Genomic DNA, 9,646 nt, shown 5'->3' with positions numbered 1-9,646 from the left:
GTGACCAGCCCCGACACTCTTCCGCCCCGCAGCCGTCTCGTTCGAGAGCGGCTCGCCGAGGCGGGGATCGACGCCCGGATCGTCGTGCTGCCCGAGTCGGCGCACACCGCCGCGCTGGCGGCGCAGGCGATCGGATGCCCGGTGGGGGCGATCGCGAACAGTCTCGTGCTCGTCGCCGACGGCGAGCCGATCCTCGTCATGACGAGCGGGGCGCACCGCGTCGACTTCGGCGTGCTCGCCGAGCAGATCGGTGCGCACACGGTGGCCATGGCACCGCCGGTGGTCGTGCGCTCGTCGACGGGCCAGGTGATCGGCGGGGTGGCACCGGTCGGGCATCCCGCTCCCCTGCCCACGCTCATCGACGAGTCCCTGAGCGCGTTCGACGAGGTGTGGACGGCCGGGGGCACGCCTCAGACGGTCATGCCGCTCGGCTTCGCGCAGCTGATCGAGGTGACCGGCGGCAGGCTGGTTCGGGTGAGGTGATCACTCGACCATCAGGTCGTCGATCTCGAGATCCTCGTCGAGCAGGCAGTAGATGATCAGGTCGGGGTACTCCTCGGGCGCGATGAAGAGCAGGGTGATCCCGCCGTCACCAAACACGACGACCCCGTCGAGAGCGATGTCGTCCTTCAGCGCCTGCAGCGCCTCGACCATGCCCACGTCGTCGTCTTCGTCCTCGTAGGCGGCTTCGGTCAGCTCTTCGACGACCTCGCGCTCGCGCGCCTCGAGGATCTCCTCCGTGAGCCGTGCCAAGGCGTGCTTCACGGTCTCCTGCATCGTGTCGAGGTCGGGCAGGTCCTCACGCTCGACGGGCTCCTCGTCCTCGTCGTCGTCCTCCTCGTCATCGTCGTAGTCGAACTCCTCGTCGAATTCGTACTCGACGGTGACGCGTCGACCTCCGGGCAGATCGACGGTCGCGGTGAGCGCGCCGTCCTCGTCGGTGTCGATGTCATCGAGATCGATCATGAGAGCCACCTCCTGTCCGCCATGTTCTCACCGGCACGCCCGAGACGGAAGAGCCGACATGACGACGTGCGCCCGAGGTGCTGTTCTAGTGTCGTCGCATGAGAAGAACGCGCGGACGGGTCGTCGACGTCGACACGCTCGAGGACTTCGATCGCCGTCTCGCCGCCGGCGTCCACTCGCTCTCGGGCTGGCGCCTGCGCGCGCTCGACCTCACCGCGCGCAGCAGCGCTCTGCGGTCGGTCGATGTCGCCGGGTCGCTGTTCTTGGGTTGCCGCCTCGCCCTCGCCGACGAGTCGTCGGTGCGGGATCGGGGCGCGGTGGTGTTCCCCGAGCTTCCCGGCATCCCGATCGACACCTACCGCACCGCGCTGTACACCCCGGCCGATCTCTACGGAGACGACGACTACGCCGACAGTCTCGACGCGCGCACCTACGCGTGGTCGAAGCGCGAGACGTCGCAGGATGCCGCGCTCGCGAAGTCACTGCACGATCACACCATCGATCTCGCGCTCTCGAACTGGGTGTCAGCCAGGCGTCTGGTCGGCGTGATGGGCGGGCACGCCGTGGTGCGCGGCAGTCGGGAGTACGCCGACGGAGTCGAACTCGGGCAGCACCTGTCGCAGACCCTGACGGTCGCGACCGGCGGCGGACCGGGCGCGATGGAGGCCGTCAATCTGGGTGGCTACCTCGCGAGCCGAGGGTCGGATGCCCGGGAGCACGCGCTGTCGCTGCTCGCCGCCGTGCCGGGCTTCTCGCCGAGCATCGCGGCCTGGGCCGAGGCTGCCTTCGCCGTGCGACGCGAGTTCCCCGACGGGGGCGACTCGCTCGGCATCCCCACGTGGCACTACGGGCACGAGCCGCCGAACCCGTTCGCCAGCGCGATCGCCAAGTACTTCCGCAATGCGCAGCGCGAGGCGATCCTGCTGGAGGTGTGCCAGGCCGGGATCGTGTTCCTGCCGGGCTCGGGCGGAACCGTGCAGGAAATCTTCCAGGACGCGTGCGAGAACTTCTACGCGGACGAATCGTCGGTCGCCCCGATGATCCTCGTGGGGCGCGCGTACTGGACGGAGCAGTACCCGGTCTGGCCGCTGCTCACGGCGCTGGCCGCGGGCCGGCCGATGGAGCACCACGTGCACCTCGTCGACACGGTGCAGGACGCCGCGGTGCTGGCATCCGGGGGTGTGTGACCTCGCAACCCGCCCGGCGGATCAGTGCGATTTTGCGCGGCCCCGGCCCGCTGGTAATGTAATTCCTCGGTCGGGGAAATCCTCCCGGGCCACGCACCTCTAGCTCAATCGGCAGAGCAACTGACTCTTAATCAGTGGGTTCAGGGTTCAAGTCCCTGGGGGTGCACGGACAAGCCCCGGTAGATCTCGCCATCTACCGGGGCTTCTCTGCTTCTTCTCCTCGCTGTCCGACGCGCGACGTAGAGTTCCGGCATGGAGATCACGCCCGACGTCGTCGTCACCTTGCGCCCCGACGAGGTGTTCGTCTTCGGCAGCAATGCAGCCGGCCGGCACGGCGGGGGCGCCGCCCGCATCGCCCACGAGAGGTTCGGCGCGGTGTGGGGCGAGGGACACGGACACCACGGACAGTCGTACGCGATCGACACGATGAGCGGCCTCGACGTGCTCGCGCGTGAGGCCCGCGCATTCGTCGAGTTCGCCATCGAGCATCCCGACCTGCGGTTCCTGCTGACGCCGGTGGGCTGCGGCATCGCCGGGTACACGCCCGAGCAGATCGCGCCCCTGTTCGCGGGGCTGCCCGGCAACGTCAGCGTCCCCTCCTCGTTCGTCCCGCACCTGTGAGGCCGGGCGTCGCGGACCGGGGTGCACGGGGCGTTTCGTGTCTGGACCGATATGCTGCGCGCCGGTTCCGTGGAGGGTCCCGGCTTATCCTGGATAGGTGACCGACACCCGCGACGACGCCGACCTCGCTGCCGATCTCGCCCTCGCTCTCCGGCTGGCGGACGCGGCGGACGCTCAGTCGCTGCCCCGGTTCGACGCCGCCGATCTGCAGGTCTCGCGCAAGGCCGATCGCTCGCACGTCACCGACGCCGACCTGGCCACCGAGCGCGCGATCCGCGAGCTGCTCGCAGCCGAGCGCCCCGCCGACGGCATTTTCGGCGAGGAGTACGGCGCCGAGGGCGACACCCACCGTCAGTGGATCATCGACCCGATCGACGGCACGGCGAACTTCCTGCGCGGGGTGCCGCTGTGGGGCACGATGATCGCTCTCGCGATCGACGGCGTGCCGCGCGTCGGCGTGGTCAGCATGCCCGCCCTGGCACGCCGCTGGTGGTCGGCCGACGGCCTCGGCGCGTGGACGAACGCCGCTGACGCTCCCCGCCGGCTGTCGGTGTCCGACGTGGACTCCCTCGACGACGCGAGCATCAGCTTCCAGAGCATCGGGCAGTGGGCCGACGCCGGGAAGCTTCCCGAACTGCACGCCGTCGCCGACCGGGTGTGGCGCGACCGCGCCTACGGCGACGTGTACAGCTACATGCTTCTCGCCGAAGGCCGCATCGACATGGTCGCCGAGTTCGATGTCAAGGAGTACGACATCGCCGCGGCCGTGGCGATCGTCCGTGAAGCCGGCGGCCGCATGACCGCCTTCGACGGCACCGAGACCCTGTCGGCGCTGTCCACGCTCGCCACGAACGGCATCCTGCACGACCCCTTCCTGTCCCTGTTCCGCGACGCGCGACTCCCCTGAGCACGCCGCAGCCCCTCCCCTCCCCGGATCCCCCTTATGAGCCCCCGCTTCCCCCTCACCTTCAGCGCGCTCGCAGCCGTCCTGCTGCTGACGTCCTGCGCCGCCCCCGATCCCACGCCCCCGCCGTCATCGAGCCCGTCGCTGAGTGCCGAGCCGACGACCACCGCGACCACGGCACCGGCCGACGTCGAGACGCCGACGCCGGGCGCCGAGCCGACCTGCAAGACGATCATCACCCCCGGCACGGTCGATGCCCTGACCTCCCAGGGATGGACGTCGAAAGAGCAGGAGCTGCGCATCGGCGAGACGCTGGTGCCGGACGGTCTGCTGTGCATGTGGGCAGATTTCAGCACGGCATCCGACCACGGCCAGATGTACGGATGGGGCGCGCTCGACGCCCGTACCTCCGACGTCGCTCAGGCGAACCTGAAGCGCGACGGCTGGCTGCGCTCGACCGAGGGCGACCTGGTGTATTTCACCGAGGATCCCGCGTACGCGATTGCGACCGACGAGGACGGCTTCGGCATGACCTACGAGTTCGGCGACGGCTGGGTGAAGTTCGCAGACACGAAACAGGGCCTGCTGCTCATCGACTGGAAGGGATGAGCGAACAGGCCCGGTTGTGAAGGCGCCGCCCGGTGGGCGGCGCCTTTCGTCACTTCTGGCGCTGGCCCCAGTTGTCGGAGCGGCGCGTCGCGCTGCCGCGCTGGCGCATCACGTACGCCATGGCGATGCTGACCATGATGATGCCGGCGCTGAACGCCACGCCCTGCCATGCCGGCATCTCCCATGCGGCACCGAGAAGCCACATACCACCCATGAACAGCACGAGGAACACGATGAAGTCGACCATGTCGAAGCCTTTCCGATCGTCGGATTACCCTCTCAGCTTACCGGTCCGGCGGGCACCCCGCGGATGCCCCCGACCGGGGTCGCGCGGCTAGAGTTGTGGCATGCCGAGGACCCGCCCGTGACCGCGACGACGCGCGGTCCGTCGCGCCGCGGCCGCCCGGGACACGACCGCGCCGACGTCATCCGCGTCGGCGTTCAGCTGTTCAACGAGCAGGGCTACGACGCGACGTCCGTGTCGGATCTGACCGCGCGGCTCGGGGTGACGAAGTCGGCGCTGTACCACCACGTCACCTCGAAGGAGCAGATCCTCGAGATCGCCCTCGACGACGCGCTGGGCGGCCTGGAGGATGCCCTGGAAGCCGCCCTCGAGCACCCCACCGCCGGCGAACGGCTCACGGCCATCGTCGACGGTGCGGTGCGGGTTCTGACCAGGCGGCAGCCGCAGGTGACGCTACTGCTGCGCCTGCGCGGCAACAGCGACATCGAGCTCGCCGCGCTCGAGCGCCGTCGCCGCTTCGATCACACAGTCACCGGCCTCGTGCGGCAGGCGCAAGCAGAAGGACTCGTGAGAGCGGATCTGGATGCCGGTGTCGCCACCCGCCTGATCTTCGGGATGATCAATTCGGTCGTCGAGTGGTACCGACCGGACGGCCCCGTCGACCCGGAGCTGCTGGGCGCGGAGATCCGCGCGGTCGCGCTCGACGGGCTGCGCCCTCGGGCGTGACGCGGCAGGCGACACGGCGCGGGGCTGATATTCCACAGTGACAGCGGCTGGTGGAGCTGGGGGGAATCGAACCCCCGTCCGACGCTGCTCATCCACGTCTTCTCCGGGCGCAGTCTGTGGAGGCGTTCTGCTCGGCTCCGACCTTTGTCACAGACACCTAAGTCGACGAGCCCAGTCTGGGAAGAGTCCCACGTGACGTCCAGACGCCATCACGCAGCGAGATCCCTAGATGACGCCAGGGTCCGTATCGGGATCACATACGGTCTGACGGACTATCGGGCTCGCTTAGGCAGCGAGGGCGAAGTCGTTGCGCTTGGTTTCGGCAACTATGGTTTTGCAGGGAGCGTTCACGAGATAACCCTGCATCCTCGGCCCGCTTCTCGTTGATACACAGGCGCCGTCGAAACCGATCAGCCCCGTGGACCTTCTTGCGAAGGAGCCGCTGTCACACTGTGGAATTAGCAGCGGGAGCATGTGCTCCCGAGCATCACAGACTACAACGGATCCACCCCGAATGCTATTCCGCGGCCGGGTTGTCGCCGGTGTGCCGTACAGTCGCTCGCATGAGCGAAGTCATCATCACCGTCCGCGGTGAGCACGAACTGCGCGTCGCACCCGAGCGGGCCACCGTCAGGCTCACCGTGGCCCTCGACGGTCCCGACCGCGAGGAGGTCGTGCACCGGACGCTGGCGCTCGCCGAACCGGTGCGCGAAAGCATCGTCGCACGGGAGCAGGCGGGCAGCGTGACCGCGTGGACGAGCCAGCGACTGAGCGTGTACGCCGAGCGACCATGGAACGCCGACGGCCGCAGACTCGCGCCGGTGTACCGGGCGAGCGTCGACTTCACCGCAACCTTCGCCGACATCTCGGAGCTGTCGCTCTGGGCGACCGAGCTATCCGGCGAAGACGGCGTTGCGCTCGGCGGCGTCGACTGGCATCTGACTCCGGAGACCGAACGCGAGGTGGAGCGCGAGGTCGCGACTCAGGCGGTCGGCGTCGCCGTGTCGCGCGCTCAGGCGTATGCCGAGGCGCTCGGGCTGCGCACCGTGACCCCGCTGGAGATCGCGGATCGCGGTCTGATCTCCGCCGAGAGCCCCGGCTTCGCGCCAGTCGCGATGCGCGCTGCCGGCGCGTTCGACGCCTCGCCCGCGATGGAGTTCCAGGGCGAGGAGATCACCGTCTCGGCGACCGTGGAGGGCCGCTTCTCGGCATCCTGATCCGGCGTCGGGCGCGCGCGGGTCCGCCGCCCGCGCTCAACGCGCCCGACCCGTCAGCCGGTCGCGAAGGGCGCGAGCTCGGCGGCCAGACGCTCGGAGACGTGCGCGTGCACCGCGGTGCCGTTCTCCTCGTGCTCGGATGAGACCAGCACACCGCTCTCGTGCACGGCCGAGATGAGGTCCCCCCTGTCGTACGGCACGAGAGCGCGCACCTCGACGGCGGGCATCGGAAGCCGGCGTTCGATCTCGGCGCGCAGTTCGGCGATGCCCTCACCCGTGCGTGAGGACACGAAGTGGGCGTCGGGCGCGAGACCGCGCAGCACGAGCCGCTCGTCCTGGTCGATCAGGTCGGCCTTGTTGAAGACCACGATCTCGGGGATGTCGCGACCGCCGACGTCGCCGATCACATCGCGCACCGTCTGCAGCTGCGCGGACGGGTCGGGGTGCGAGCCGTCGACGACATGCACGAGCAGGTCGGCCTGACCGACCTCCTCCAGCGTCGAACGGAACGCCTCGACCAGCTGGTGCGGCAGGTTGCGCACGAAGCCGACCGTGTCGGCGAGCGTGTACACGCGGCCGTCGGCCGACTCCGCGCGGCGCACGGTGGCGTCGAGGGTCGCGAACAGGGCGTTCTCGACGAGCACGCCCGCGCTGGTCAGCGCGTTCAGCAGGCTCGACTTGCCCGCGTTCGTGTATCCGGCGATCGCGACCGACGGGATGGTGTTGCGCTTGCGCTCGGCGCGCTTCGCGTCGCGCGCGGGCGCGAAGTCGCGGATCTGCTTGCGCAGCTGAGCCATGCGGGTGCGGATGCGGCGGCGGTCGAGCTCGATCTTCGTCTCACCCGGTCCACGCGAGCCCATACCCGCGCCACCGGCGCCGACCTGGCCACCGGCCTGGCGGCTCATCGACTCACCCCATCCGCGCAGGCGCGGCAGCAGGTACTCGAGCTGCGCGAGCTCGACCTGCGCCTTGCCCTCGCGGCTCTTCGCGTGCTGGCTGAAGATGTCGAGGATGACGGTGGTGCGGTCGATGACCTTCACCTTCACGACGTCCTCGAGCGCGCGGCGCTGGCTGGAGGCGAGCTCGGTGTCGGCGATGACGGTGTCAGCGCCGACCGCGGCGACGATGTCCTTCAGCTCCTGCGCCTTGCCGCGCCCGAGGTAGGTCGCGGGGTCGGGGTGAGGCCGGCGCTGCAGCAGACCGTCGAGCACCACGGCACCGGCGGTCTCGGCGAGGGCGGCGAGCTCGCGCAGCGAGTTCTCGGCATCCTCCTGAGCACCCTGCGGGTACACCCCGACCAGCACGACGTTCTCGAGCCGCAGCTGGCGGTACTCGACCTCGGTGACGTCTTCGAGCTCGGTCGAGAGTCCTGCCACGCGACGCAGCGCGTGCCGGTCCTCGAGATCCCACTGCTCGCCGTCCGCGTGGGAGTGACCGGCGGATGCCGCATCCTGCAGTGCCTGGGCGGCACCGAACACGCGCGGCTGCGTTCGCGGCTCTGCGTTCGCGAGCACGCGATCCAGTGCGTCCGGTGTCATGTTGTCGTCGTTGGTGTTCGTCATCCGGTGGTGAACTCTGTCCTCTCTGAGAAGCGCCTTAACCTTAGCCCGCGGTGTCCGGTACGCTCACTGCATGCCGTCGTCCGATCATTACTTCAGCGCGGCCCCGGCCAGTGCCGAGAACCTCCGAACCATCACCGTTCCGCTCGCGGGACGCGATCGGGAGGTGACCACCGCGGGCGGCGTGTTCAGTCCCGACCGTCTCGACACGGGCACCGCGGTGCTGTTCGCCAACATGGCTCCTCTGCCGCCGAGCGGCAACTTCCTCGACCTCGGATGCGGGTGGGGTCCGATCAGTCTCACGATGGCCCTTTCGACGCCGCACGCCGTGATCTGGGCGGTGGATGTGAACGAGCGCGCACTGGATCTCACCAGGCGCAACGCCGAAGCCCTCGGCCTCACCAATGTGAACGCCGTGAAGCCCGAGGATGTTCCCGACGACGTGGTGTTCACCACGATCCGCTCGAATCCGCCGATCCGGGTGGGCAAGAGCGAGCTGCACTCCATGCTCGAGCGCTGGATCCCCCGCCTCGACGAGCGCAGCGACGCCTGGCTGGTGGTGCAGCGCAACCTCGGATCCGACTCACTGCAGCGGTGGATGGCTTCGGTGTTCACGCCGGGCTTCAGCGTGACCCGCGCGGCGACCGGCAAGGGGTACCGGATCCTCAAGGTGCGCCGGCACGGCACCCCGCCGACCGCCCCGATCGTGCTGCCCGAATGAGCGATCGGCCTCAGACGAGGTCGATCTCGCCGCGGTAGACGAGCTGCGCGGGCCCGGACAGCGCGACGTGCTCGCCGTCCTCCGCGGGGAACATCCGCACCCCGAGCACACCGCCGGGCACCTCGACGCGCCACTGGTGCGGGGCCCTGGCGCCGGCCCAGTGCCGCACCGCCAGAGCGGTGGCGGCGACGCCCGTGCCGCAGCTGAGGGTCTCGCCGACGCCGCGCTCGTGCACGCGCATCCGCACATGCCCGACGCCGTCGCGCACCAGCGGCTCGCCGGGCACGACGAACTCGACGTTGGCACCGTCGACGGGGGCCGGGTCGAGAACGGGCGTGGGATCGAGGTCGAGTTCCGCCAGTTCGTCGTCGGATGCCAGCGCGACCACCACGTGCGGGTTGCCGATGTCGATGCCGAGCCCTGGTCGCGGCACCGAGAGACCGGCCGCGCGCGCGAGCGGCTCGCGGCCGGCGAGCTTCCACAGCCCGAGATCCACCTGGTAGCCGTTCTCGGAGCGCATCACGTCGCGCACGCCCGCCCTCGTGCCGATCGGCAGCGTCGAGCCGGGTTCGATCGTGGCGAGGCCGGCGCGCAGGAGGTAGTGGGCGAAGACGCGGATGCCGTTGCCGCACATCTCGGCGATCGACCCGTCGGCGTTGCGGTAATCCATGAACCACTCGGCGTCGGGCTCTTCGGCGAGAGCCGCCGCGCCCTCGGGGATGGCTGCCGATCGCACGACCCGCAGCACGCCGTCGGCGCCGACACCGAAGTTGCGGTCGCAGAGCGCCTGCACCTGGGTCGCTGACAGATCCAGCTCGCCGTCGACGTCCTCGATGATCACGAAATCGTTGCCGGTGCCGTGTCCCTTGGTGAATGCGACCATACCCCCAGT

Annotated in this window: 12 protein-coding genes, 1 tRNA gene and 1 other RNA gene; 9 read left to right on the top strand and 5 right to left on the bottom strand. The window is 69.6% G+C overall.

Annotated elements, in window-relative coordinates:
- Positions 1-483, top strand: a complete 483-nt coding sequence (locus tag ACWIDW_RS01205) for a YbaK/EbsC family protein (protein WP_454122301.1) — start codon at positions 1-3, stop codon at positions 481-483.
- On the opposite strand, the gene ACWIDW_RS01200 is transcribed toward ACWIDW_RS01205, so the two are convergent.
- On the bottom strand, positions 484-966 hold the full coding sequence (locus ACWIDW_RS01200) for a hypothetical protein (RefSeq protein WP_454122299.1): 483 nt from the start codon (positions 964-966) through the stop codon (positions 484-486). It abuts the gene before it with no gap.
- A gap of 98 nt (positions 967-1,064) precedes the next feature.
- Between ACWIDW_RS01200 and ACWIDW_RS01195 the strand changes: the two genes are divergently transcribed.
- The 5 genes from ACWIDW_RS01195 to ACWIDW_RS01175 all read left to right on the top strand — a co-directional run bounded on the left by ACWIDW_RS01195 (position 1,065) and on the right by ACWIDW_RS01175 (position 4,287).
- Positions 1,065-2,153, top strand: a complete 1,089-nt coding sequence (locus ACWIDW_RS01195; RefSeq protein WP_454122298.1) for an LOG family protein — start codon at positions 1,065-1,067, stop codon at positions 2,151-2,153.
- A gap of 93 nt (positions 2,154-2,246) precedes the next feature.
- A tRNA-Lys gene (locus tag ACWIDW_RS01190) sits at positions 2,247-2,319 on the top strand.
- 86 nt (positions 2,320-2,405) lie between these two features.
- Positions 2,406-2,774, top strand: coding sequence for an A1S_2505 family phage non-structural protein (locus tag ACWIDW_RS01185; protein ID WP_454122296.1), 369 nt, complete (start codon positions 2,406-2,408; stop codon positions 2,772-2,774).
- A 97-nt stretch (positions 2,775-2,871) separates the two neighbouring features.
- A complete protein-coding gene (locus ACWIDW_RS01180; protein WP_454122294.1) occupies positions 2,872-3,681 on the top strand; it encodes an inositol monophosphatase family protein in 810 nt (269 codons plus the stop codon).
- A gap of 36 nt (positions 3,682-3,717) precedes the next feature.
- Entirely contained in the window at positions 3,718-4,287 is a 570-nt protein-coding gene (locus tag ACWIDW_RS01175; protein WP_454122293.1) for a hypothetical protein, read from the top strand.
- 49 nt (positions 4,288-4,336) lie between these two features.
- Here ACWIDW_RS01175 and ACWIDW_RS01170 read toward each other — a convergent pair whose 3' ends face one another.
- The gene (locus ACWIDW_RS01170; protein WP_454122291.1) at positions 4,337-4,534 is read right to left on the bottom strand and encodes a hypothetical protein; all 198 of its coding nucleotides are present in this window, start codon (positions 4,532-4,534) and stop codon (positions 4,337-4,339) included.
- A 117-nt stretch (positions 4,535-4,651) separates the two neighbouring features.
- Here ACWIDW_RS01170 and ACWIDW_RS01165 point away from each other — a divergent pair, with 117 nt between their 5' ends.
- A complete protein-coding gene (locus ACWIDW_RS01165; RefSeq protein WP_454122289.1) occupies positions 4,652-5,257 on the top strand; it encodes a TetR/AcrR family transcriptional regulator in 606 nt (201 codons plus the stop codon).
- A 48-nt stretch (positions 5,258-5,305) separates the two neighbouring features.
- Here the strand turns inward: ACWIDW_RS01165 and ssrA are convergent.
- Positions 5,306-5,675, bottom strand: a transfer-messenger RNA (tmRNA) gene (ssrA, locus tag ACWIDW_RS01160).
- Positions 5,676-5,820: 145 nt separating this feature from the next.
- Here ssrA and ACWIDW_RS01155 point away from each other — a divergent pair.
- Complete coding sequence (locus ACWIDW_RS01155) at positions 5,821-6,474, top strand: SIMPL domain-containing protein (protein WP_454122287.1); 654 nt, start codon at positions 5,821-5,823, stop codon at positions 6,472-6,474.
- A 53-nt stretch (positions 6,475-6,527) separates the two neighbouring features.
- Here ACWIDW_RS01155 and hflX read toward each other — a convergent pair whose 3' ends face one another.
- Positions 6,528-8,036 carry a GTPase HflX gene (gene hflX / locus ACWIDW_RS01150; protein ID WP_454122285.1) on the bottom strand — a complete coding sequence of 503 codons (1,509 nt, stop codon included), beginning with the start codon at positions 8,034-8,036 and terminating at the stop codon, positions 6,528-6,530.
- Positions 8,037-8,106: 70 nt separating this feature from the next.
- Between hflX and ACWIDW_RS01145 the strand changes: the two genes are divergently transcribed.
- Positions 8,107-8,754, top strand: coding sequence for a class I SAM-dependent methyltransferase (locus tag ACWIDW_RS01145; RefSeq protein WP_454122283.1), 648 nt, complete (start codon positions 8,107-8,109; stop codon positions 8,752-8,754).
- A gap of 10 nt (positions 8,755-8,764) precedes the next feature.
- Here ACWIDW_RS01145 and dapF read toward each other — a convergent pair whose 3' ends face one another.
- Complete coding sequence (gene dapF, locus ACWIDW_RS01140; RefSeq protein WP_454122282.1) at positions 8,765-9,637, bottom strand: diaminopimelate epimerase; 873 nt, start codon at positions 9,635-9,637, stop codon at positions 8,765-8,767.
- Positions 9,638-9,646 lie beyond the last annotated feature (9 nt).

The organism is Microbacterium sp. NPDC055312 (genome assembly GCF_053645675.1).
The sequence above is the reverse complement of the archived record's forward strand: the minus strand, read 5'-3'. Positions and strand labels throughout refer to the sequence as shown.

Excerpts from the sequence above, each read along its gene's own strand:
- ACWIDW_RS01170 (WP_454122291.1), bottom strand. The coding sequence starts at position 4,534 with ATGGTCGACTTCATCGTGTTCCTCGTGCTGTTCATGGGTGGTATGTGG.
- hflX (WP_454122285.1), bottom strand. The coding sequence starts at position 8,036 with ATGACGAACACCAACGACGACAACATGACACCGGACGCACTGGATCGC.
- ACWIDW_RS01175 (WP_454122293.1), top strand. The coding sequence starts at position 3,718 with ATGAGCCCCCGCTTCCCCCTCACCTTCAGCGCGCTCGCAGCCGTCCTG.
- ACWIDW_RS01145 (WP_454122283.1), top strand. The coding sequence starts at position 8,107 with ATGCCGTCGTCCGATCATTACTTCAGCGCGGCCCCGGCCAGTGCCGAG.
- ACWIDW_RS01155 (WP_454122287.1), top strand. The coding sequence starts at position 5,821 with ATGAGCGAAGTCATCATCACCGTCCGCGGTGAGCACGAACTGCGCGTC.
- ACWIDW_RS01200 (WP_454122299.1), bottom strand. The coding sequence starts at position 966 with ATGATCGATCTCGATGACATCGACACCGACGAGGACGGCGCGCTCACC.
- dapF (WP_454122282.1), bottom strand. The coding sequence starts at position 9,637 with ATGGTCGCATTCACCAAGGGACACGGCACCGGCAACGATTTCGTGATC.
- ACWIDW_RS01185 (WP_454122296.1), top strand. The coding sequence starts at position 2,406 with ATGGAGATCACGCCCGACGTCGTCGTCACCTTGCGCCCCGACGAGGTG.
- ACWIDW_RS01195 (WP_454122298.1), top strand. The coding sequence starts at position 1,065 with ATGAGAAGAACGCGCGGACGGGTCGTCGACGTCGACACGCTCGAGGAC.